The organism is Mesorhizobium sp. B2-5-7 (assembly GCF_006440875.1).
In the GTDB taxonomy this organism is placed as follows: domain Bacteria; phylum Pseudomonadota; class Alphaproteobacteria; order Rhizobiales; family Rhizobiaceae; genus Mesorhizobium; species Mesorhizobium australicum.
The window spans coordinates 493,037-515,802 of the sequence record NZ_VFUO01000001.1; the positions used below are offsets into that span (position 1 = coordinate 493,037).

Below are 22,766 nucleotides of genomic sequence, written 5' to 3' on the forward strand. Positions count from 1 at the left end.
TCTAGTCGGAACAGATTGCCATGTTTGAAGTCGGCTGGACCGAAATGCTGGTGATCGCGATCGTCATGATCGTGGTCGTCGGGCCGAAGGATTTGCCCAACATGCTGCGCACATTCGGCCGCACGACGGCGAAGTTGCGCGCCATGGCCGCCGATTTCCAGAAGCAATTCAACGAGGCCTTGAAGGAAGCCGAGCTCGACGACGTCAAGAAGTCGGTCGACGAACTCCGGGGTCTCAGCCCAGTCGCCGAGATCAAGAAGCAGCTCAATCCGTTCGAGCAGGCGGCAGCCGATGTGCGCGCCGGCGTCGACGCGGCGATGAAGCCGAAGCCGGCCGCCGCCGATCCATCGGCCCCTGCCGCGGCGACGCCACAGGCGGCCGAGCCGTTGAAGAACGGTGCAACGACCATGCCTGGCGTCAATGGCCCGGAAGTCACGACACCAGCATCGATGTTCCCAGCGATGACCGATGAATCGGTGGTGGCGGCTTCCACGGAACCGAAGGCATCCAAGAAAACCGCCAAGGCGGTACCGGCTGCAAAAGCGCCATCCAAGGTCTCGACATCCATGAAGGCGGTGGCGGCAAAAGCCTTATCCGGGGGGGTGGCAAAAACCGCACCCACGCCCAAGGCGTCGACAAAGGCCACGACAGCCGCAGCGCCTGAAACCGCGGCTGTGACGAAGCCTGCCGTGGCCAAGGCGCCTGTAGCCAAGGCGTCCGCGAAAACCGAACCGAAACCTGCTGCCCCGGCCAATAAGCCGGCAGTCAAAAAGACGGCTGGAGCCGCAAAGTGAGCGTTTCGGACAAGGAAAAGGACGAGATCGAAAAATCGTCGGCGCCTCTGATGGAACATCTGATCGAGCTGCGCAGACGGCTGATCTGGTCTCTCGGTGGCTTCTTCGTTGCCTTCCTGGTTTGCTTCTTCTTTGCCAAGAGGCTGTTCAACCTTCTGGTTGTCCCCTTCAAATGGGCGACGAAATGGGCAGGGCTCGACCCGCACAAGGTCGAGCTGATCTATACCGCGCCGCAGGAATTCTTCTTTACGCAAGTCAAGCTCGCCATGTTCGGCGGCATGGTCATCGCCTTTCCGCTGATCGCCACGCAGATCTACAAATTCATTGCGCCCGGCCTCTACAAGAACGAGCGCAATGCCTTCCTGCCGTTCCTGATCGCATCACCCATCCTGTTCCTGATGGGCGCCTCGCTGGTCTATTTCTTCTTCACGCCGATGGTGATGTGGTTCTTCCTCGCCATGCAGCAGGTCGGCACCGACGACCAGGTACAGATTTCGCTGCTGCCGAAAGTGTCGGAATATCTCAGCCTGATCATGACGCTGATCTTCTCCTTCGGCCTGGTGTTCCAGCTGCCGGTGGTAACCAGCCTGATGACGCGCGTCGGCATGCTGTCGTCCAAGGCGCTGGCCGAGAAACGCAAATGGGCGATCGTCATCGCCTTCATCGTTGCCGCGGTGCTGACACCTCCGGATCCGATGAGCCAGATCGGCTTGGCCATTCCGACCATCCTTCTCTACGAGGTTTCCATCTGGGCCGCGCGGTGGATCGAGCGCGACCAGGAGAAACAGCGGCTTGCGCGCGAGAAGCAGGAAGCCGGCGAGACCGTGGCCGACAAGGTCCCGGACGAGCCGCCAGCGCCGGCGGCCTCGTAAGGCATCGGCGGCGGCGGAAAACGACAACCGCCGCCCGGCCCATCTTGCATCGATCAAGGATGCGGTTTACGCCCCTCAAACCTAGCTTGAGGACGGATAACCATGCTTGACATCAAATGGATTCGCGACAACCCGAAGGCTCTTGTCGAGGCGCTCACCAAGCGCTCGTGGCCGGCGGATGAGGCGCGGTCCACGGTCGACGGGCTGATCGCCAAGGATGAGGCGCGGCGCGAACATGTTACCGAGCTGCAGACCAGGCAGGAGCGCCGCAACGCCGCCTCGAAGGAGATCGGCAACGCCATGCGTTCGGGCGATGCCGCCCTTGCTGAGAAACTCAAGGCCGAAGTCGGCGAGATCAAGACCTTCATCCAGAACGGCGAGGCGCGCGAGCGCGAGCTCGACAAGGCGCTGAACGATGCGCTGGCGGTGCTGCCCAACGTGCCGCTCGACGACGTGCCGGTCGGCAAGGACGAGCATGACAATGTCGTCAAGCACATCGTCGGCAAGGTGCCGACGCGTCCCAACTGGGTGAAGGAGCATTTCGAGATCGGCGAAGCGCTGGGCATGATGGATTTCGAGCGCGCGGCAAAGCTGTCGGGCTCGCGCTTCACCGTGCTCAGGAGTGGCCTGGCGCGCATGGAACGCGCCATCGGCCAGTTCATGCTCGACCTGCACACGACGGAGCATGGCTATGAGGAAGTGATCCCGCCGCTGATGGTGAAGGACGACGTTCTGTTCGGCACCAACCAGTTGCCGAAATTCGAGGAGGATCTGTTCTTCACACCACATGGGGAGGGCAGGCTTGGCCTGATCCCGACCGCCGAGGTGCCGCTCACCAACCTCGTGCGCGAAGAAATCACTGCGCATGAAAAGCTGCCACTGCGCTTCACGGCGCTGACGCCCTGCTTTCGTTCGGAGGCAGGCTCGGCGGGACGCGATACGCGCGGCATGCTGCGCCAGCATCAATTCTACAAGGTCGAGCTGGTCTCGATCACCGACCAGGAATCCTCACTCTCCGAGCATGAGCGGATGACACAATGCGCCGAGGAAGTCTTGAAGCTGCTTGAGCTGCCGTTCCGGACCATGGTGCTGTGCACCGGCGACATGGGTTTTGGCGCGCGCAAGACCTATGACATCGAGGTCTGGCTGCCCGGCCAGAACGCCTATCGCGAAATCTCGTCCTGCTCTGTCTGCGGCGATTTCCAGGCGCGCCGCATGGATGCCCGTTACAAGGACAAGGATGGCAAGGGCAACCGCTTCGTCCATACGCTGAACGGTTCGGGCACCGCTGTCGGCCGCGCGCTCATAGCTGTCATCGAAAACTACCAGAATGAGGATGGCAGCGTAACCATTCCTGAATTGCTGCGGCCTTACATGGGCGGGCTGGAAAAGATCGAATCGAAATAATGCGCATTCTTCTGACCAATGACGACGGCATTCATGCCGAGGGCCTGGCGTCGCTCGAGCGCGTCGCCCGCACCCTATCCGACGATGTCTGGGTGGTGGCGCCGGAACAGGACCAGTCGGGCTATGCGCATTCGCTGTCGATTTCGGAGCCGCTGCGGTTGCGGAAAATCGGCGAAAGGCATTTTGCCGTGCGCGGCACGCCAACCGATTGCGTCATCATGGGCGTCAAGAAGATCCTGCCTGGTGCACCCGACCTGATCCTGTCCGGCATCAATTCGGGCGCCAACATCGCCGACGACGTGACCTATTCCGGTACCGTCGCCGGCGCCATGGAAGGCGCGCTGCTCGGTATCCGGTCGATAGCGCTCAGCCAGGGCTACAGCACTGTCGGCGAGGATCGCGTCGTCCCCTATGAGACCACCGAAGCGCTGGCGCCGGCACTGCTGAAGAAGCTCGTCGCGACGCCGCTGCCGGACGGCGTCCTGCTCAACGTCAATTTTCCCAACTGCCTTCCGGGGGAAGTGGCCGGCACGGTGGTCACCACGCAGGGCAAGCTGGTGCATAGCCTGTGGGTCGACGAGCGCCGCGACGGGCGCGGCCTGCCTTATTACTGGCTGCGCTTCGGCCGCGAGCCGGTCGAAGGCAAGCAGGGCACCGATCTCTTTGCCCTGCGCAACAGGCTGGTGTCGGTGACGCCGCTGCAGCTTGACCTTACCGCGCATGAGATCCGTGACCAACTGAGCAAGGCGCTTGCATGAATCAGGGCTTTCCAATCGATGATCGCGAAGGATTTGCCGCTTTCCTGCTGCGCCTGCGCGGCAGAGGAACGGTGCCGAAGGCGCTGATCGCGGCTTTCGAGGCGACGCCGCGACGCGGCTTCCTGGCAGCGCAATACCATCAGATCGCCTGGTCGGACCGCATGCTGCCGATCGAATGCGGCGAAGCGATCGAAGGGGCGGATCTGCAGGCGGCGGTGGTCGCCGCATTGGCCATTGAAACGGGAAACCGCGTGCTCGAGATCGGCACCGGTTCCGGCTACACATCGGCTGTCATGTCGCGGCTGGCGGCGCGGATCGTGACCGTGGATCGGTACAAGACGCTGGTCGAGCAAGCCAGGCAGCGTTTCGAGGCACTCGGCATAGGCAATGCCATCGTGCGGCAGGCCGATGGTTCCAACGGATTGCCCAATGAAGGGCCGTTTGACCGCATCGTCGCCTGGGCTGCATTCGATAGTTTGCCGCGCTTCCTGCTCGACCAATTGTCGAGCGGCGGCATCGTCATCGCGCCGATCGGACCGGAGGAGGGCGAGCAGGTGCTGGCCAAGCTCACCAAGGTCGGCAGCCGTTTCGAGCGCGAGGATATCGGCCTCGTGCGGCTGCAGCCGATCCTGCGAAGCATTGCAGCGGTTATCTAGTTTCCGGCCGGCCGCCGGATCTCTTTCGGGCTCGCCATCGTGCCGCTGATCATCCCCGAATGTTTTAAGAAAATTTTCGTCGGATTCTAATGGGTTAACCGGCCAGTAACATTAACGCGCTTTAATCCTGTCCAGTTGGTGCAGCGTTTGTGCGGGTTAGTGCGATGCAACTCAGTGTTTTGAAGACAAATAGTCGCAATCTGGCGCGGGGCTGCGCTGTTCTGATGATTGCAGGCGCGGCGGCCGGGTGCAGTTCCCAGGCTTCGCGGTTCAACAGTGTCGACGACGTCTTCACGTCCTCGACCAACAATCAACGTGCCATCATCAACAAGCAGGATGCGGTGCAGCCTTATCCGGACGACGTCTCGGCTGCTCCGCTTGATGGCAGCCACACGCAGTCGGTGAGCCGTTCCAGCCTCGATCCGGTTTCGAGCCGGCCTTTGCCGCCGCCGGCTTCCGCGCAAGCGCAGCCGGCTCCAGCGCTCGCGCCTGCCGCCAATCCGGTGCGTGTCGCATCGGCGCCGGCCTTGGTTCGGCCCGGTCCTCATGTCGACAGGACGACGACCGGCACTGTCGCGCCGGCCGCCAAGCCTTTCAAGAATGCCCAGCCCGACGAGCCGAGGATGGCCCAGGCAGGCACGCCGCACGCGACCGAAATCACCGTCAGGGACGGCGAGACCATTTCCGGCCTGGCGGCGCATTACAAGGTGCCGGCCGATGTCATCATGAAGGTGAATGGCCTGAGCCCGACCAAGGGGCTGAAGACCGGCCAGAAGATCGTCATCCCGGCCTATGCCTATTCGAGCAAGGCCGAGCCGAAGGTCGCCGACGCAAAGCCGGCAAAGGACGGCAAGCATGACCTGCCGGCCAGCGCGCCGGACAAGGTGGCGGTGCTGCCGCAGCAGCCTAAGCTGAAGGAGGGCAAGTCCGCCGCCCAGGTCGATGCGTCGGCCACGGCGAACCAGCCCAAGGAACCCAAGCCGGCGCAGATGGCCAAGGCAACCGGCGCCGCCGGTACGTATACGGTCCAGTCGGGTGACACGATGTCCTCGATTGCCAGAAAGACCGGCGTCGGCGTGGTCGCGCTGAAGCAGGCCAACGGCATGAAGGACGGCATATTGAAAATCGGCCAGACCTTGAAGGTGCCGGGCGGCGGAACGGCGACAGTCGCCAGCGCCAAGCCGGCCAAGGTCGATCCGGTGACCACCGCGACAACGCAAGCCCCGGCAAAGGCCACGCCTTCGGAAACGCTGGCCTCCTACACGCCGCCGAAGAAGGACGCCAAGGTCATCCAGCAGGCCGAGGACGACGACGCGGTGGCACCCGATGCCACCGGCATCGGCAAGATGCGCTGGCCGGTGCGCGGCCGGGTGATCTCCGGTTTCGGATCCGGCAAGGACGGCGTCGATATCGCCGTGCCCACGGGCACGCCGGTCAAGGCGGCCGAGAACGGCGTCGTCATTTATGCCGGCGACGGCCTCAAGGAATTCGGCAACACGGTGCTGGTGCGCCACGAGAACGGCCTGGTCACCGTCTATGGCCATGCCAGCTCGATCGAGGTCCAGCGCGGCCAGAAGGTCAAGCGCGGCCAGGAAATCGCGCTCTCGGGCATGAGCGGCACGACGGATTCGCCGAAGCTGCACTTCGAAGTGCGCAAGAACTCCGCCCCGGTCGATCCGTCAGGCTATCTCGAATAGAAGAAAAAAAGCGATATGCGGGCCGCCTGACCTCCAGTCCAGCCCGCCGGCTCAGCCCGTTCCGCAAGGAGCGGGCTTTTTCAGTTCTGCCGAAGGCCGGCCCTCAAGCGCGGAGATGATCACGCAGCGTGTCGGCGATCATGACCTCAAGGCTGCTGGCCTTGATACCGAGAAGCACCCCGGCGTCGGAAGAATCCACCAGCAAGGGGTTCTCGAAAAGATAGCTCATCTCGATGAGCTCATGCATACCCAATGCTTCCATCTCGGCAATCGAATAAGAACGGATTTCTGAAACCTCCTGTCGAAGCATCGCAGCGGTTTTCTGGATGAGCTCCCGGGGTGAGGCGTATTGCGAGGGGACGTGAAACGCCCGTCCCCATTTGCCCGTGTAGCGGGAAGCCGCGACCAGCGTCCTGGCGACGTCCTTGGTGAAGGCCCAGGCATGCGTCGCATCGAGGTTTCCAATGAAAGCGGTAGGCTTCCCTTCGATGATGGAGGGCAGGGCGACCAGCGAGAAGTAGCTGATCGCGCCGTGGCCGAGATAGTCGCTGGACCGCACTTCGATTGCCGGCACGTCGGCACGGGCGGCTCGCTGCCACATGATCGCCCTGGCCGTTCCCTTCTTCGAAGTAGGATCCAGGGACAGGTCGGAACGAAGCGGGCTATCGGCATTTTCCCCATAGCCATAGAGGTTGCCCAACACGATGAGTTTCGCGCCGACCGCTTCGGCCGCGCGCACGGTGCCGTCGATGATGGGGAAAAAATCGGTTGGCCACCTGTGATAGGTGGCCATGGCGCACATGAAGATGGCATCGGCGCCTTGGCAGACACGCGCGAGTTCCGACGCATCGGTAGCATCGGCCTGCATGGGCCGCACGTTCCGCAATGCGTTGGAGCCGACGCTTCGGCTGGTGAGAACGACATCATGTCCTTCCTCGCCAAGAAGGCGAGCGGTTTCGCGACCGACCGGGCCCGCTCCGACAACAACATAGAAACTCATGGTGTAACCTCTCGTCCAAGTTTGATGGAGAGGCGTGAGTACAGGTCGACGGCATTGAAAATCGCGCGGGAATTGCCAAATCTCGGACAGGTTTTGCCATGAATCGAGAGAGAGCATGCAGTCGCAATACGCTCCGGCTCAAGCCGTGTCCGATGTAACAATGGCCTCCCGGCATATCGAAGCCGGAGTCCACCGCCTGTCCCGGGCTCCACACCATCGCATCATGGTGCATGCCAGCGCGGCGACACGCTCCTACTGCGATCAGGTTGGGCGATATTTCGTCAGGCGCGCCGGGGATATCGACCTGGTGCCAGCCGGCCAGGAGGGCGGCTTCGAGGCCGAAACCCCGTTCGACACGATCGAGATTGCGTTGCAGCCAGCGCTGATGGAAAGGGTGGTGGCGGAGCTTGGCGGCAAGGGGCAAGCATTGCGGCTCGACACGCGCCACCTGCTTCGCGACCAGCGCATCGAACATCTCGCCCGGGCGCTCGGGAGCGAACTGAATGCAGATTCGCCGAGCGGCCCTTTGTTTGCCGACAGCATTGGCGCCGCACTGGCGGTGAGGCTGCTTGGCCTTGGTGAACCTGATATCGGTCGAACGAACCGGTTGTCGGATACCCAGCTCAAACGCGTGCTGGAGCACATCGAGGCGGCTCTTCACGAGCCGCTTTCGATTCATCGACTAAGCCGCGTTGCCGGCGCGAGCAGCTCGCATTTGCGGACATGGTTCAAAGTGGCGACGGGCGTCACCTTGCACCGCTATGTGTTACGGCGTCGCGTTGAACGCGCACGCGTTCTGCTGCAGCGAGGCGACCTCAGCACAAGCGAAGTAGCTGAAATGACGGGCTTCGCGCACCAGTCACACCTGGCGCATTGGATGCGCCGCGAGATCGGTCAAACGCCGCGCGATTTGCGACGGACGCCGCCCAAATGACGCTGTCGGTTGATCGGGTTGGCGACGCGATCCAACGCCTCAATCCTTCAATGGCTTGCCGAGCCTGCCGGCCAGATCCTGGGTGAATTGCCAGGCGACGCGGCCTGAGCGGCTGCCGCGTGTGGTGGCCCATTCCAGCGCTTCGGCGCGCAACTGCTCGGGGTCGATGTCGAGGCCATGATGGCTGGCATAGCCGTTGACCATGTCGAGATATTCGTCCTGCGAGCATTTATGGAAGCCGAGCCACAGCCCGAAACGGTCGGATAGCGAGACCTTTTCCTCGACCGCTTCCGATGGGTTGATGGCGGTCGAGCGCTCATTGTCGATCATGTCGCGCGGCAACAGGTGGCGGCGGTTCGAGGTCGCGTAGAAGATGACGTTGGCCGGACGGCCCTCGACGCCGCCTTCGAGTGCTGCCTTGAGCGACTTGTAGGACGTATCGTCATGGTCAAAGGACAGATCGTCGCAAAACAGGATGACGCGGAAGGGGGCCGCCTTCAGCAGGCCCATCAGCTTCGGCAGCGTGTCGATGTCCTCGCGGTGGATTTCTATCAGCTTGAGTGGCAGGCCGGGCTTCGCCTTGGCATTGATCCGCGCGTGTACGGCTTTGACCAGCGACGATTTGCCCATGCCGCGGGCACCCCACAACAGGACGTTGTTGGCGGCGAAACCGGCGGCGAAGCGCTCAGTGTTGTCGACGAGGATGTCGCGGACGCGGTCGACACCGCGGATCAGGCCGATATCCACGCGGTTGACCTTGCGCACCGGCTCCAGATATCCGGGATCGGCCTGCCAGGCGAAGCAGTCGGCCACGTTGAGGTCGGTTTCAGGCGCCGGCGGCGGCGCGAGGCGGCTGACCGCCTCGATCAGGCGGTCGAGTTTCTGGTTCAGGGCGTCGATGCTGGTATCGGTCATGTCGGGTCTTTTTTGCTTCGGTTTTTGCGGTGGCAGGTAGGTCCGGTTCGATTCCGGCGGTTTCGAAACCGGTTGCAACCATTTGTTCGAGCGTGATCTTTTCCGAAAACCGGCTCGCGGTTTTCGCGATCCTGCTCTAACACGGCTAAACAGGCCGGAAAAGCAGCCGATTTGCCCGGCCGCGCAGTTGCATTGACAACTTTACCGACTATATTCCGGCCAAATTTCTAGGGGCCGCCAAATCCCGCTTGATCGTTTGGTGGCTGTTTTTCAAAATTCAGGAGTACCTCGATGTTCGTGACACCGGCATACGCCCAAGGCATCGGCGGCGCCTCTCCCGATATGTTCATCAGCATTTTGCCGTTTGTCCTGATTTTCGTGATCATGTATTTTCTGATCATCCGCCCGCAGCGCACGCAGCTGAAGAAGCGCGGCGAGATGCTGGCGGCGGTTCGTCGCGGCGACACTGTCGTCACCGGCGGCGGCTTTGTCGGCAAGGTGACGAAGGTGATCGACGACAACGAGCTGGAGATCGATCTTGGCGGCGGCACCAAGGTGACGGCGCTGCGCTCGACGATCGCCGATGTGCGAGTCAAGGGCGAACCGGTCGCCAACCAGAACGCCAAGAAATAACCAGATTCAAGGCGGAGCGATCCGCGGACACGCTCTGACGGACGACGCCCTATGCTTTATTTCTCGCGCTTCAAGATGATCCTGATCTGGCTGGCCGTGGCCGCCACAGTGATCCTCGCCGCGCCCAACCTGTTCCCCGCCAGCACGCTGGCTCAGCTGCCCGGTTGGGTGCCGAAGCGGCAGATGACGCTCGGCCTCGACCTGCAGGGCGGTTCGCACATCCTGCTGGAGATGAACCAGAACGATCTGATCAAGGATCGGTTGGAGACGACCCGCGACGAAATCCGCACACTGCTGCGCGATGCCAAGATCGGCTATACCGGTCTTGCCGGCACCGGCAAGACCCTGCAGGTCCGCATCACCGATCCTGCCCAGCTCGATGCCGCCAAGAAGGCATTGAAGAGTTTGACCGATCCTGTCGCCGCCGGCTTGTTCACCGGCGGTTCCATCCAGGAAATGGCGCTCGATGATTCCGAGCCGGGCCTGCTTAAGTTCACCGTCACCGACGCCGGCATCAAATACCGCACGTCGACCGCGTTGGCACAATCGATCGAGGTGGTCGAGCGCCGCGTCAACGAACTCGGCACGACCGAGCCTATCGTGCAGCGGCAAGGCGAGGACCGTATCCTCGTCCAGGTGCCTGGCCTGCAGGATCCGCAGCGGCTGAAGGAAATTCTCGGCCAGACCGCGAAGCTGACCTTCCAGATGGTCGACCAGTCTATGCCGGTGCAGGACGCGCTCAAGGGGCGCCCGCCAGCCGGTTCGTCGGTGCTCTATTCCCAGGACGATCCGCCAGTTCCGTACCTGATCGAGAACCGCGTTATCGTGTCGGGTGAAAACCTCGTCGACGCACAGGCGACGTACAATTCGCAGAACAACGAGCCGGTGGTTTCGTTCCGCTTCGATTCCAAGGGTGCCGCCCGCTTCGGCCAGGCCACCGCGCAGAACGTCGGCAAGCTGTTCGCCATCATCCTCGACAACCAGGTGATTTCGGCGCCGCAGATCCGTGAACCGATCCTTGGCGGCACCGGCCAGATTTCCGGCAATTTCACAGCCCAAAGCGCCAATGACCTCGCCGTGCTGCTGCGCGCCGGCGCGCTGCCCGCGACATTGACGGTCATCGAGGAGCGTACCGTGGGTCCGGGCCTGGGCCAGGATTCGATCCATGCGGGCAAGGTCGCGGGCATCATCGGTTCGATCCTCGTCGTGGCATTCATGTTCGTCGCCTACGGTTTCCTCGGCTTCCTCGCCAATATCGCGCTGGCGGTCCACGTGGCGATGATCGTCGGGCTGCTGTCGCTGCTCGGCGCGACGCTGACCTTGCCCGGTATTGCCGGTATCGTGCTGACCATCGGCATGGCGGTCGATTCCAACGTGCTGATCTACGAGCGTATCCGCGAGGAGCGACGCGCCGGTCGCTCGGTGATCCAGGCGATCGACACCGGCTTCTCGAAGGCGCTGGCGACCATCGTCGATTCCAATGTCACCTCGCTGATTGCGACAGTGGTGCTGTTCTATCTCGGTACCGGACCCGTGAAGGGCTTTGCCATCACCTATGCCATCGGCATCCTGACCACGGTCTTCACCGCTTTCACCTTCACCCGCCTGCTGGTGTCGATCTGGCTGCGCCGCGCACGTCCGAAGGAACTGCCGCGCGCACCGGTGACCTTCGTTCCGCCCGGCACGAAAATTCCGTTCATGGGTATTCGCCGGTGGACGTTCGCGCTGTCGAGCACATTGTCGATACTGTCCGTCGTGTTGTTCATGAGCGTCGGCATCAATTATGGCATCGACTTCAAGGGCGGTTCCCTGATCGAGGTGCAGTCAAAGAGCGGCGATGCCAATATTGGTGACATCCGTAGCCGATTGACGGAACTGAACATCGGCGAAGTGCAGGTGCAGCAGTTCGGTGCACCCAACGACGTGTTGATCCGCGTCGGCACGCAGGATGCCGGTGAAAATGCCGAGCAGACCGTGATCGACAAGGTGCGCGGCGAGCTGCAGGATCAGTATAATTTCCGTCGCGTCGAAGTGGTGGGCCCGACGGTTTCCGGCGAACTGGCCAAGCAAGGCACGATCGCCATGATCGTCGCGCTGGCCGGCATCCTGATCTATGTCTGGTTCCGCTTCGAATGGCAGTTCGCGGTCGGCGCCATTGTCGCGACAGTGCACGATGTGGTCATGACGCTCGGTTTCTTCGTCATCACCGGGCTCGAGTTCAACCAGTCGTCACTGGCGGCGATCCTGACCATTATCGGTTATTCGCTGAACGACACGATCGTGGTCTATGACCGCGTCCGCGAGGATCTGCGAAAATACAAGCGAATGCCGTTGCCACAGCTGTTGAACAACGCCATCAACGAGACGTTGTCGAGAACGACGCTGACGTCCGTGACGACCAGCTTGGCGCTGCTGGCGCTGGTGCTGTTCGGCGGCGAAGTGATCCGCTCCTTCACGCTGGCGATGTTGTTCGGCGTCGTGTTCGGCACGTATTCGTCGATCTTCATCGCGGCGCCGTTGCTCATCCTGTTCAAGCTGCGGCCGCAGGCTTCGGCCGACGAGGAAAAGCCGGTCAGCGGCGGCAAGGCCGTCGCGACCTGACGCGCGGCCCCGAGGGGTGATAGAGTGATGGCCGGCAAAGGCATCATTATCCGCGAGGCGCATTTCCCCGGCCGCGCGCCGATCGAGGCCTATGGCAATGGCGGCTTCCGCTTTGCCGACATGTCGCATCGCGGCTCTCTCATGTGCCTGCCTACAGGCATCCATGGCTGGGAGCCGGCAAATCCCCAAGCGTTGACCGTGGCGGATTTCGACAGGCTGCTCGCCGAGGCCGACAAGGTCGAGATCCTGCTGGTTGGCATGGGTCGGGATCTCAGGCCGTTGCCGGCGGCGCTGCGGGCCGCGCTGAAGGATGCCGGCATAGCGTCCGACCCGATGTCGACTGGGGCAGCAGTGCGGACCTACAATGTCCTTCTGGCTGAAAACCGCGCCGTGGCGGCCGCGCTCATCGCCGTCGATTGATATGTCGCAGAATACTGAAATCGTCATGGATGCGGTGCGCGTCGCCGACCATGATCGGTATCTCACCGCGCTCTACGCGCCGGCCGACAAGCGCAAGCCGCTGTTTTCGCTGTACGCATTCAATGCCGAGATATCAGGCATTCGTGACCGCATCCATGAGCCTTTGCCCGGGGAGGTCCGGCTGCAATGGTGGCGCGATGTCATCGCCGCCGGCGGCGAGGCGGCCGCGGGCCATCCTGTTGCCGAAGCCTTGAACGCCACCATTGCGGCGTTCAAGCTGCCGAAACTGGCCTTTGAGAACATGCTCGAAGCACGCATCTTCGATCTCTACGACGATCCGATGCCGTCGCGCACCGATCTGGAAGGCTATTGCGGCGAGACGGCAGCCGCGCTGATCCAGCTTGCGGCAATGGTGCTCGATCCTGTCGAGGCGCCAAGGTTCGCCGAACTGGCCGGCAGGGCGGGCTGCGCGCAGGCAATGACGGGCCTTTTGCTTCTGTTGCCGCTGCACCGCGGGCGCGGGCAGTGTTTTGTCCCGGCTGACATCCTGGCGGCGGCGGGCTCGTCGCCGGAAGAATTTATTGCCGGCGATGGCGGTCCTGGTGCCCAGCGCGCCGTGGCCGCGATGATCTCGCTGGCGCGCGAACATCTTTCCGCCTTCGAACGGGGTGCTGCCGCGCTGCCGGGGTCGTTGCGTCCGGCATTCCTGCCGCTGGCGCTGTCACGCGCTTATCTCGACAAGATGGAAGGCTCGCGCCGGACCCCGCTCGGGGGCGTGGCACAGCTGTCGGCGTTGCGCCGGCACTGGCTGTTGCTGCGCCATGCGGGCAAGGGCTGGCCGACACATTGACGTAAACGTCAATCGTGTTAAGAAGTCCGCCTGCCGAGAACTGTCGCCTAAGACGACAGGCTGGCCCGGAGGAGATTCCCGTTCATGAGCTTGCCCGTGCTGGTCGTGATCGTCGTTCTGGGCATCGCGCTGTCGGTAGCCGCCGTGCATTTCACCGGCGGCAGCAATATGGTCACTCTGACCGGCGCGGATCAAGCCGCGGGCCGTTTCGCACAGGACTTTCCCGACGAGATCGCGACCGCGGTTCGACTAACCGCGGACAGCCGGTCCGCTTTTCTCGATCTTGGCCATGGCCGCACGGGCATCGTCCACGGTATCGGCGACTGCTTTCTGACCCGCGTCGTGACGCCTCGGGACGTCGTTGTGTCCCATGCCGACGAGACGGACACGATCCAGCTGCGGCTGACGGACTTCACCTGGAAGGGCGGCCGCTTCCGCTTCGCCAACGCCGCCGACGTGCAGGCCTTGCTGAACGCTCTTGGGCCGCGAGACACGAGTTCCCCGAAGGAGGCAGCGTGATGGACAGCTATGAGTTTCCGCAGGTCACCCAACTGGCCATTCCGTTTTTCGTCGCCGCGATCCTGATCGAGCTCTGGCTGGTGCGGACCGGTCGCGCCAAGGGCTCGTTCGAGACCCGCGACACGCTGACCAGCCTGATGATGGGCACCGGCAACGTCGTCGCCGGGCTGCTGCTCGGCGTCGTGTCCTACTGGGCGCTGTTGTGGCTATGGCAGTTCCGAGTCTTCAATCTCGGCCTGTCGGTTTGGGTGTTCCTGGCGGCCTTCCTTCTCGATGATCTGCGCTACTACGTCTACCACCGCATCGCGCACCGGGTGCGCTGGGTGTGGGCGGAGCACGTCAACCACCATTCCAGCCAGCACTACAATTTGTCGACGGCGCTCAGGCAAAGCTGGACCGGCCTGTTCACCTTCATGTTCGTGCTGCAGGCGCCGCTGGTGCTGCTCGGCTTCCATCCGGCGGTGATTGCCTTCACCTTCGGTTTCAACCTGGTCTGGCAGTTCTGGATCCACACCGAGACGATCGGCAAGATGTGGAACTGGTTCGAGTTCATCTTCAACACGCCCTCGCACCACCGCGTCCACCACGCCACCAACCCGCGCTATCTCGACGCCAACTATGCGGGCACGCTGATCATATGGGACCGCATGTTCGGCACCTTCGTCGAGGAGTTGGAAGAGGACCGGCCGCGCTACGGCATCGTGAAAAATCTCGGCACTTTCAACCCGCTGAAGGTGGCATTTCACGAATGGATCGGCATGTTCACGGATGCGTTCGCACCCGGTCTGACGCCGCGCGAGCGCGTGAACTACCTGATCAAGCCGCCAGGCTGGAGCCATGACGGCTCACGCGAAACTTCGGAGACGCTGAAGGCTGCTTATGTCAGGAGAAATCCTGCGGAGGCGGGCAAGCCAGGCTTGCCGTCAGCGACCGCCGAGCCGGCCGAGTAGCTGTCCGATCAAGAGGGCTTGTCGCTATCGCGCATCAGCGCTTCGTAGTCGGGGCCGCCGTAGAAGATGTTGACGATGTGAACGACATCGCTTTCGACCACGTAGGCTATAACAGCGGAGTGTTCGAAAGGAACCGTCCTCAGTCCCGGCGCGATGTCATCACGCGGGCGACCGCCACGAGGGACGTTTACAACGCCCAGGCAGCGTTCCTTGATCCGGTCGACGAAACCGTTGGTGATGCTTTCGCTTCCGCTGCTCTCAAGCACATAGGCGGCGATAGCCTCAAGGTCGGATATAGCTCCTTCGCTAAGAACGACGGCGAGACGCTGAATCATCATTGTCTCGCGCCAGTTGCGAAATGCGGTTCTTTACTCTGTCGATTGCCTCATTGAGCGGAACGGCGGGTCTCGTATCCTCGATCGACGCCTTCACACGCGCCCTGATCGAGGCCATGCGCTCCGCGTGTTCCTCTTCTTCGCGTTGGAAAGCGCGAAGAGCTGCGCGGATAACCTCGCTGGCCGAGCCGAACGAACCGTCCTCGACTCTTTCGCGGATCATGCGTGCCATCGCGGGTGTGACGGTGACGGATAGTTTCTCGGCTGCTTCCATGGAACGGCTCCGCTCGGCGTAAAGTAGGATAGTATCCTACTTTACGCCGAGCGTCCAATCAGGCCGCGAGCTTATTCGGCAGCCTCAGCCGTCTGCGCCGGCAGACCCAGCCATTCACGGCAGTCTTGCAGGGCACGCGAGGTGATGGCGTGGCGCTTGGCGACGGTCTTGTCCTTGCCGCGCATGCGCTTGCCCTCGCTCTTCGGCGCCTCGACCGGCGGGAACAGGCCGAAATTGACGTTCATCGGCTGGAAAGAGCGTTTGCCCGGCTCGTCGTCGGAAACGATGTGGCCACCGGTGATGTGGTTGAGCAGCGCGCCGAAGGCGGTGGTAAGCGGCGGTAGCGATGGTGCATGGCCGAGCCGCTCGGCCGCGGCGAAGCGCCCGGCGAGCAGGCCGATGGCGGCGCTCTCGACATAGCCTTCGCAGCCGGTGATCTGGCCGGCAAAGCGCAGGCCGGGTCGCGACTTCAGCTGCAGCGAGGCGTCCAGCAAGGTCGGCGAGTTGATGTAGGTGTTGCGGTGCAGGCCGCCAAGGCGGGCGAAGTCGGCGTTTTCGAGGCCCGGAATGGTGCGGAACACGCGCACCTGTTCGGCGTGCTTCAGCTTGGTCTGGAAGCCGACCATGTTGTAGAGCGTGCCCAGCGCATTGTCCTGCCGCAACTGGACGACCGCATAGGCCTTCACCGTCGGATTGTGCGCATTGGTGAGGCCCATCGGCTTCATCGGTCCGTAGCGCAGCGTCTCGACGCCGCGTTCGGCCATGATCTCGATCGGCAGGCAACCGTCGAAATAGGGCGTGCCTTCCCATTGCTTGAACTCGGTCTTCTGGCCGTCGACCAGCGCCTGCACGAAGGCGAGGTACTGATCCTTGTCCATGGGACAGTTGATATAATCCTTGCCGGTGCCGCCAGGCCCGACCTTGTCGTAGCGCGACTGGAACCAGCAGGTATCCATGTCGATCGTGTCGAAATGGATGATCGGCGCGATGGCATCGAAGAAAGCGAGCGCATCGGCGCCGGTCGCTTCGGCGATCGACTGGGCAAGCGATGGCGCGGTCAGCGGCCCGGTGGCGATGATCGCCTGGTCCCACTCCGCCGGCGGCAGGCCGGGAACTTCCTCGCGCTCGATGGTGATCAGCGGATGTGCCTCGAGCTTTTTCGTCACCGCGTCGGAAAAACCATCGCGGTCGACGGCCAGCGCGCCGCCTGCCGGCACCTGGTTGGCGTCGCCGGCGCTCATGATCAGCGAGCCGGCCAGCCGCATTTCGGCATGCAGCAGGCCGACGGCGTTGTTTTCGGCGTCGTCGGAGCGGAAGGAATTGGAACAGACGAGTTCGGCCAGGCCATCGGTCTTGTGGGCATCGGTGCCGCGAACCGGGCGCATTTCATGCAGGATGACGGGAACACCGGCCTCGGCCGCCTGCCATGCCGCTTCGGAACCGGCGAGGCCGCCGCCGATGATATGGATTGGATTTTTGCTCATGGCCGCCGGAATAATCGCTTGCCGCGGCGATTGCAATTGTCGCGTGGCGGTAACGCGAAACGCCTGGTCGGGAACACCTGCCCCTGAATACAACAACACCCGCCGGGGGAGGAGGTCCGGCGGGTGTCGTTTTGGGGGTCGACCCTCGGGAGGAGGTGAAGGCCGACCGTATTCGTCATCGCCGGGGAGGAGATCGGCTCAGACGAAATTCTCTTCGCATTTTTAGAGAGGGCGAAACCTCTGGGGCAAAATTCGTTTGTCCCGGGGAAACAGCGCCCGCCGCGGGAGGAGGTGCGGCGGGCGCCGTTTGGGTGGCCAACCTTCGGGAGGAGGTGAAGGTTGGGCCTATTCATCATCGCCGGGGAGGAGGTCGGCTCAGACGAAATTCTCTTCGCATTTTTACAGAGGGCGAAACCTCTGGGGCAAAATCCTTTTGCCCCGGGGAAACAACGCCCGCCGCGGGAGGAGGTGCGGCGGGCGCCGTTTTGATGGTCAACCCTTGGGAGGAGGTAAGGGCGGACCGAATTCGCTTGGGTCGGGGAGGAGGTCGACCCCAGCGAAATTCCTTGGTTACATCGCCTGGCGGGCGATGATCTTGATTTCGTCGCGGACGATGCCGAGATCATGCAGCTGGCGGTTCGAAAGGCGACCCAGCTCGGTAACCGTCTCGCGATAAACGCGCCAGTTACGATAGTTGCGGATCAAGTTCATTGTCGTTCTCTTTTTCAAAACTGGTTCGGACCATTCGCGGCCCGAAGGATTAGACCGCCTTGCGAGCGACGTAAGGGATGTCGCTGCGGCTGATGCCGAGGTCGGTCAGTTCACGGTTGCTCAGGCGGCTCAGCTCGGAGACGGTGTCCCGGTAGCGGCGCCAGTTGCGGTAGTTGCGGATCAGGTTCATGGTAGTTCTCGTTTCGTCTTTCTTGCGGATCATTCCGTTTGTGTACGAACCATAAGTAGGGGGACCCATATCGATTTAAAAGCGCTATGGCTGCATGGCAGCAATGCAAATTGTGCAATGCAACATTAACGCGGTTTCACCGACCCGACACAAAGAAGCCAGAATCAGAAAGTGCCGTGACGTCAACGGTTTGGGCTGATCGGCTGAAAAAAGACCAACTGGGGGAGAAGGGGAATGGCGGGCTATTCATCACGACTAAGGTCCGATATCGCGCGGTGGCGGCAGGCAGGCCTGATCGACGCCGCCACAGCCGATTCCCTGACCCGTGACGTCGACGCCAACGGCCGCCAGTCGCTCAGCTTCGGCTCGATCCTCGCGATGATGGCAGCCCTGCTCTTTGGAGCGGCCATCCTGATCTTCGTCGCCGCCAATTGGGAAGCGATCCCGCGGCTGGCACGGGTGGCCGCGCTGTTCGCCGTTATCCTTGGCGGCTATGTCGGCGGGGCGGTGCTGAAGACGCGCGACCATGCGGCGATCGGCGAAGCCCTGTGGGTCGTGGCGGCGGCCGCGTTCGGCGCTTCGATCGCGCTGATCGGGCAGATGTACCATTTGTCCGGCGACGAGGCTTCCGCCCTGGTCACCTGGGGCGCCGGCACGGCATTGGCGGCGGTGGCGCTGCGCTCCAACGCGCTGACCGTGACAGCGATCGGTATCGCCGATGCCTGGCTGTTCCTGAAAGGGTTCGACTATTACAGCCGTAGCGAGTTTCCGCACGCCTTCATCGTCATGGCGGTGGTGCTGTTTGCCGTATCGTTCTGGACCCGCAGCCAGCCGGCGCGGCATCTGATCATCCTGTCGCTGCTTTTCTATTTGGTGCTCCTGGCCATGGATCACGCGACACTGCCGGTAGCGATCCCTCTGGTCATCGTCTCCGTCGCGCTTTTCGCAGCTGCCGTTCTTGCGCCGGAACCGGTCGACAGGATCGTGCAACTCGGCGGTCGTTTGCCCCTACACGCGCTGCTCGGCTTCCTCACCGGCCTGGCCATCATCCAGTTCGAACTGGCTGACGAGAGCACCTACAACAGCGGTTTCGTCATCGCTTCGGTCGTCGCATTGGCCGGCATCGTCGCGGCTGTCGTGTTCGCAGGCCGTGAGAGCCGCGGGCTGCGCTGGCTGGCCTATCTCGGCTTCGCCTTCGAACTCGCCATCATTTATGTCGTGACGCTTCAGTCGATGCTCGACACCGCCGGCTTCTTCCTCGCCGCCGCGCTGCTGCTGGGCGTGCTTGCGATCGTCATCATCCGCGTCGAAAAACGCATGAAGGGTCCGGCCATTGGGGGAGCCACGGCATGATGACCGGGAAGAGGCTTGTCATCTCGGCGCTGGTGCTGGCGCTCGTCCAACTCGGTTTTCTCAGTTGGATCATTGCCAGCCGTGCGGCGATCCTGCGTAACGGCAAGGAAGTGCTGCTGAAGATCCAACCAGTCGATCCGCGCGACTTGCTGCGCGGCGACTATATCGTCCTCGGCTATGACATCTCGCGCATACCGGTGAAAATGATCGCCAACATTGCGTCCGACAAACAGTCCAGCGACGACACCTCGATCGTGGTCCGGCTGAAGAAGGGCGCCGACGGCTACTGGACGCCGACCGCCGCCTGGTTCGGCACGGCACCGACGCCGGCCGCCGCGGACGAAGCCGACATTTCGGGCCATGTCGCCGCAGGTTGGGATCTTCGCGGCGAAGGCATGACGATCGCGCCGGATTACGGCATCGAGCGCTTCTATCTGCCCGAAGGCGAGGGGATGGCGATCCAGAGCGACATGCGGGTGCGCCCGTTCGGGATCAAGCTGGCGCTCGCCGCCGACGGCACGGCGCAGATCAAGGCGCTGATGGATGGCGACAAGACGCTTTTCGAGGAGCCGCTTTATTAGACCGTGGGACGCGCGATAACGACGCCGGTCCTCTTCGCCAGGTTTCGCAGGACGCTCCTTCGTCTAGCGAGCGTCGGGTGGCCTGCCACCCGACGCTCAAAGCGCGAAAAAGTGGTGCGGGTAGAGGGACTCGAACCCCCACGATCTCTCGCCAGAACCTAAATCTGGTGCGTCTACCAGTTCCGCCATACCCGCGTGGCCCGGCAATCCCATGTAGCCATCATTCTGTCAATGTCGGAGACAAGATGTCGGCTCAGGGCCGGAATGTTGGTTATTCGCCTAAACGCGAAGACTGTTGAAAATTAGGCTCGCCTGTGACAAAAGGCGTGTCAAATGTGACGGAACGCGACGATCCGCTTCTACAAGATGTGATAAGAAGTAGGAAAAACAAGAACTTATTCACATTTTGGAACGCAGTTTGGGAGAGTTTGAGCCGTATTTCCGGTCAAATCGCCAGGTTCCGTACCAAAAGCCATTCCCGGCAAGAATTACCGGCAGGCTGTGAACGGCAGGGAGCCGTTTGGCAGCCTCATTGGTGAAAACAAAGGTTTTACGATGCAGGTCACCGAAACTCTCAATTCCGGTCTCAAGCGCGAGATCAAGATCACCGTGCCGGCCGGTGATATGGAAGCCAAGCTGATGGCGCGGCTGTCGGACGCCCGCAACAAGGTCCGCATCAACGGCTTCCGTCCGGGCAAGGTGCCGGTGCAGCACCTGCGCAAGGTCTATGGCAAGTCGTTCATGGCCGAAGTGGTCAACGAGATCCTCAACGACTCGACCCGCTCGATCATCACCGGGCGCGGCGAAAAGGCCGCCATGCAGCCTGAGGTCATCATGACCGAGGACGAGAAAGAAGCCGAGAAGATCCTGGCCGGCGGCGCCGACTTCGAGTTCCGCCTCAACTATGAGGTCATTCCGGCGATCGAGATCAAGGATTTCTCCGACATCAAGGTGACGCGCCAGGTGTTCGACGTTCCGGATTCGGAAATCGACGACCAGGTCAAGCGCGTCGCCGAATCGGCGCGCAGCTACGAGCCGAAGACCGGCAAGGCCGCCGAAGGCGACCGCGTCACGATCGACTATGTCGGCAAGATCGACGGCGAGGCTTTCGCTGGCGGCGCCGGCAACGACCAGCCGCTGGTGCTGGGCTCCAAGGAGTTCATTCCGGGCTTCGAGGATCAACTGATCGGCGCCAAGGCCGGTGACGAGAAGCAGATCACCGTGACCTTCCCGGAAAACTACCAGGCGGCGCATCTGGCCGGCAAGGAAGCGACCTTCGAGGTCACCGTCAAGGAAGTGTCGAAGCCCGGCGAGCTCGAAATCAACGACGAGACCGCCAAGAACCTTGGCCTGGAATCGCTCGAGCGCCTGCGTGACATCGTGCGCGGCCAGATCGAGAACCAGTTCGGTTCGATGACGCGCCAGAAGGTCAAGCGCCAGCTGCTCGATCAGCTCGATGCGGCCTATTCGTTCGAAGCGCCGTCGAAGCTCGTCGAAGCCGAGTTCAACAACATCTGGGCGCAGGTCAACCGCGACCTGGAAGCCGCCGGCCGCACCTTCGCCGACGAAGAGACGACCGAGGAAGATGCGCGCGCCGAATACATGCGCCTTGCCGAGCGCCGCGTGCGCCTTGGCCTGGTGCTGGCCGAGATCGGCGAGAAGGCCGGCGTCACGGTTTCGGACGAGGAACTGCAACGCGGCCTGTTCGAGCAGGTTCGCCGCTTCCCGGCCAACCAGCAGCAGGAAGCCTTCGAGTTCTATCGCAGCAATCCCGAGGCGCTCAACGCGCTCAGGGCGCCGATGTTCGAGGAGAAGGTTGTCGACCACCTGCTCGAACAGATCTCGGTCACCGACGTCAAGGTCAGCAAGGAAGAGCTGATGGCCGACGACGAGGAAGACGAGACCAAGGCCAAGGCGAAGCCGGCCAAGAAAGCCGCGTCGAAGAAGGCCGAAGCCAAGGCAAGCGATGCCGCTGACGAGACGGAAGAGCCGAAGAAAAAGGCCGCGCCGAAAAAGAAGGCCGCCAAGGACGCCGAATAGGCCACCCATTGCAGTGAATTCCGAAAGGCCGCCTCCGGGCGGCCTTTTTCGTTGCCAAACTGCAACATCGGATTCGTTCCTGATGGGCACCGGTGGCGATACGAAGCCTTGATCATTATCTGGTTGGTTGGAAGACCAGAGGTAATTGGTGATGTCGTTGGGGGTGTTCGTGGGAATGAGGCGCGCTGCCGCCACGGTGCTTTTCCTTGCCTTGGCCTGCGGCGCTGCCGGGGCCGGTACGGACAATTGGCGTTTTGACACGGCCAATGACGGCCTCGTCACGGCGTCGGTCTATGCCACCAACAAACTGATCACCGGAGGCGGCGCGCTGAGCTACAGCCCGGTGCTGACCATCGCTTGCCGGGCTGACGGCGAGCCGGCCTGGACCGAATGGCTGCAATTGAACGACGCGGTCTCCGCAAGCCGGAAAATCACCATGTCGGTGACCATCGACGGCGCCGGCAAATTTGACGAGAGCTGGTCCGTCGGCACGCGCGGCAGGCAGCTGATGCGCGACGGCGCCGATGGCATCAAGCGCCTCGTTCCGGCAAACCGCCTGCTGCTGTCATGGCGCTTCGGATTGTTGTCGGGGCGTGGCCAAGCCGATTTCGACCTCGCCGGCTTCGACGAGGCGGTCAGCCAGATTGCCGGCAGCTGCAAGACCGATCGGCCTTGATTTTAGAAGAGTGGCGATCTTTTGGGCTGTTGCCACTGGAAGATTGATCCGCGAGTGCGCGGCATCAGCATCGTTCTTTCCACAATTGAATGATTTCAAATTCCGGCCAGGATAAT

At 62.3% G+C, this 22,766-nt stretch carries 24 protein-coding genes and 1 tRNA gene; 17 read left to right on the forward strand and 8 right to left on the reverse strand.

Annotated elements, in window-relative coordinates:
• Positions 1 to 20 precede the first annotated feature (20 nt).
• The 6 genes from tatB to FJ543_RS02390 all read left to right on the forward strand — a co-directional run bounded on the left by tatB (position 21) and on the right by FJ543_RS02390 (position 6,184).
• A complete protein-coding gene (gene tatB, locus FJ543_RS02365; RefSeq protein ID WP_140873619.1) occupies positions 21 to 794 on the forward strand; it encodes a Sec-independent protein translocase protein TatB in 774 nt (257 codons plus the stop codon).
• Positions 791 to 1,666 carry a twin-arginine translocase subunit TatC gene (gene tatC, locus FJ543_RS02370; protein WP_140873621.1) on the forward strand — a complete coding sequence of 292 codons (876 nt, stop codon included), beginning with the start codon at positions 791 to 793 and terminating at the stop codon, positions 1,664 to 1,666. Before tatB ends, tatC begins: the two co-directional genes overlap by 4 nt.
• 102 nt (positions 1,667 to 1,768) lie before the next feature.
• Positions 1,769 to 3,073 (forward strand): serine--tRNA ligase, encoded by a 1,305-nt coding sequence (gene serS / locus FJ543_RS02375; protein ID WP_140873623.1) that lies wholly within the window; start codon positions 1,769 to 1,771, stop codon positions 3,071 to 3,073.
• Positions 3,073 to 3,831 (forward strand): 5'/3'-nucleotidase SurE, encoded by a 759-nt coding sequence (gene surE / locus FJ543_RS02380; protein ID WP_140873625.1) that lies wholly within the window; start codon positions 3,073 to 3,075, stop codon positions 3,829 to 3,831. Before serS ends, surE begins: the two co-directional genes overlap by 1 nt.
• Positions 3,828 to 4,487, forward strand: a complete 660-nt coding sequence (locus FJ543_RS02385; protein ID WP_140873627.1) for a protein-L-isoaspartate(D-aspartate) O-methyltransferase — start codon at positions 3,828 to 3,830, stop codon at positions 4,485 to 4,487. The genes surE and FJ543_RS02385 overlap by 4 nt, the downstream gene beginning before the upstream one ends.
• A gap of 164 nt (positions 4,488 to 4,651) precedes the next feature.
• Positions 4,652 to 6,184, forward strand: a complete 1,533-nt coding sequence (locus FJ543_RS02390; protein WP_140873629.1) for a peptidoglycan DD-metalloendopeptidase family protein — start codon at positions 4,652 to 4,654, stop codon at positions 6,182 to 6,184.
• 103 nt (positions 6,185 to 6,287) lie between these two features.
• On the opposite strand, the gene FJ543_RS02395 is transcribed toward FJ543_RS02390, so the two are convergent.
• Positions 6,288 to 7,184 carry an NAD-dependent epimerase/dehydratase family protein gene (locus tag FJ543_RS02395; RefSeq protein ID WP_140874442.1) on the reverse strand — a complete coding sequence of 299 codons (897 nt, stop codon included), beginning with the start codon at positions 7,182 to 7,184 and terminating at the stop codon, positions 6,288 to 6,290.
• A 115-nt stretch (positions 7,185 to 7,299) separates the two neighbouring features.
• On the opposite strand from FJ543_RS02395, the gene FJ543_RS02400 reads away from it, so the two are divergent.
• Entirely contained in the window at positions 7,300 to 8,118 is an 819-nt protein-coding gene (locus FJ543_RS02400) for an AraC family transcriptional regulator (RefSeq protein ID WP_140873631.1), read from the forward strand.
• Positions 8,119 to 8,157: 39 nt separating this feature from the next.
• Here the strand turns inward: FJ543_RS02400 and FJ543_RS02405 are convergent, their stop codons facing one another.
• Positions 8,158 to 9,033, reverse strand: a complete 876-nt coding sequence (locus FJ543_RS02405) for an ATP-binding protein (protein WP_140873633.1) — start codon at positions 9,031 to 9,033, stop codon at positions 8,158 to 8,160.
• Between the two features lie 291 nt (positions 9,034 to 9,324).
• On the opposite strand from FJ543_RS02405, the gene yajC reads away from it, so the two are divergent.
• From yajC to FJ543_RS02435, 6 genes are all read left to right on the forward strand, one after another.
• Entirely contained in the window at positions 9,325 to 9,666 is a 342-nt protein-coding gene (gene yajC, locus FJ543_RS02410) for a preprotein translocase subunit YajC (RefSeq protein ID WP_010909882.1), read from the forward strand.
• 51 nt (positions 9,667 to 9,717) lie between these two features.
• Entirely contained in the window at positions 9,718 to 12,267 is a 2,550-nt protein-coding gene (secDF, locus tag FJ543_RS02415; RefSeq protein WP_140873635.1) for a protein translocase subunit SecDF, read from the forward strand.
• 27 nt (positions 12,268 to 12,294) lie between these two features.
• Positions 12,295 to 12,687, forward strand: coding sequence for an Mth938-like domain-containing protein (locus FJ543_RS02420; RefSeq protein WP_015317544.1), 393 nt, complete (start codon positions 12,295 to 12,297; stop codon positions 12,685 to 12,687).
• Position 12,688: 1 nt separating this feature from the next.
• A complete protein-coding gene (locus tag FJ543_RS02425; RefSeq protein ID WP_181173901.1) occupies positions 12,689 to 13,537 on the forward strand; it encodes a phytoene/squalene synthase family protein in 849 nt (282 codons plus the stop codon).
• Between the two features lie 84 nt (positions 13,538 to 13,621).
• Positions 13,622 to 14,056, forward strand: a complete 435-nt coding sequence (locus tag FJ543_RS02430; protein ID WP_140873637.1) for a hypothetical protein — start codon at positions 13,622 to 13,624, stop codon at positions 14,054 to 14,056.
• Entirely contained in the window at positions 14,056 to 15,006 is a 951-nt protein-coding gene (locus FJ543_RS02435) for a sterol desaturase family protein (protein WP_181173902.1), read from the forward strand. Before FJ543_RS02430 ends, FJ543_RS02435 begins: the two co-directional genes overlap by 1 nt.
• Positions 15,007 to 15,014: 8 nt before the next feature.
• Here the strand turns inward: FJ543_RS02435 and FJ543_RS02440 are convergent, their stop codons facing one another.
• From FJ543_RS02440 to FJ543_RS02460, 5 genes are all read right to left on the reverse strand, one after another.
• Positions 15,015 to 15,341, reverse strand: coding sequence for a type II toxin-antitoxin system RelE/ParE family toxin (locus tag FJ543_RS02440; RefSeq protein ID WP_140873641.1), 327 nt, complete (start codon positions 15,339 to 15,341; stop codon positions 15,015 to 15,017).
• The gene (locus FJ543_RS02445) at positions 15,313 to 15,615 is read right to left on the reverse strand and encodes a type II toxin-antitoxin system ParD family antitoxin (protein WP_015317549.1); all 303 of its coding nucleotides are present in this window, start codon (positions 15,613 to 15,615) and stop codon (positions 15,313 to 15,315) included. The genes FJ543_RS02440 and FJ543_RS02445 overlap by 29 nt, the downstream gene beginning before the upstream one ends.
• Before the next feature lie 71 nt (positions 15,616 to 15,686).
• Entirely contained in the window at positions 15,687 to 17,099 is a 1,413-nt protein-coding gene (gene trmFO / locus FJ543_RS02450) for a methylenetetrahydrofolate--tRNA-(uracil(54)-C(5))-methyltransferase (FADH(2)-oxidizing) TrmFO (RefSeq protein WP_140873642.1), read from the reverse strand.
• A gap of 570 nt (positions 17,100 to 17,669) precedes the next feature.
• The gene (locus FJ543_RS02455; protein WP_015317551.1) at positions 17,670 to 17,810 is read right to left on the reverse strand and encodes a DUF1127 domain-containing protein; all 141 of its coding nucleotides are present in this window, start codon (positions 17,808 to 17,810) and stop codon (positions 17,670 to 17,672) included.
• A 49-nt stretch (positions 17,811 to 17,859) separates the two neighbouring features.
• Positions 17,860 to 18,000, reverse strand: a complete 141-nt coding sequence (locus FJ543_RS02460; RefSeq protein ID WP_013531315.1) for a DUF1127 domain-containing protein — start codon at positions 17,998 to 18,000, stop codon at positions 17,860 to 17,862.
• 234 nt (positions 18,001 to 18,234) lie between these two features.
• Between FJ543_RS02460 and FJ543_RS02465 the strand changes: the two genes are divergently transcribed.
• Both FJ543_RS02465 and FJ543_RS02470 read left to right on the forward strand, forming a co-directional pair.
• Positions 18,235 to 19,353 carry a DUF2157 domain-containing protein gene (locus FJ543_RS02465; RefSeq protein WP_140661127.1) on the forward strand — a complete coding sequence of 373 codons (1,119 nt, stop codon included), beginning with the start codon at positions 18,235 to 18,237 and terminating at the stop codon, positions 19,351 to 19,353.
• The gene (locus tag FJ543_RS02470; protein WP_140661128.1) at positions 19,350 to 19,934 is read left to right on the forward strand and encodes a GDYXXLXY domain-containing protein; all 585 of its coding nucleotides are present in this window, start codon (positions 19,350 to 19,352) and stop codon (positions 19,932 to 19,934) included. The genes FJ543_RS02465 and FJ543_RS02470 overlap by 4 nt, the downstream gene beginning before the upstream one ends.
• A gap of 112 nt (positions 19,935 to 20,046) precedes the next feature.
• On the opposite strand, the gene FJ543_RS02475 is transcribed toward FJ543_RS02470, so the two are convergent.
• Positions 20,047 to 20,129 (reverse strand) — tRNA-Leu (locus tag FJ543_RS02475).
• 360 nt (positions 20,130 to 20,489) lie between these two features.
• Between FJ543_RS02475 and tig the strand changes: the two genes are divergently transcribed.
• The gene (gene tig, locus FJ543_RS02480; protein ID WP_140661129.1) at positions 20,490 to 21,974 is read left to right on the forward strand and encodes a trigger factor; all 1,485 of its coding nucleotides are present in this window, start codon (positions 20,490 to 20,492) and stop codon (positions 21,972 to 21,974) included.
• 175 nt (positions 21,975 to 22,149) lie between these two features.
• Positions 22,150 to 22,650: a hypothetical protein gene (locus FJ543_RS02485; RefSeq protein ID WP_224621970.1), complete on the forward strand. Its 501-nt coding sequence runs from the start codon at positions 22,150 to 22,152 to the stop codon at positions 22,648 to 22,650.
• Positions 22,651 to 22,766 lie beyond the last annotated feature (116 nt).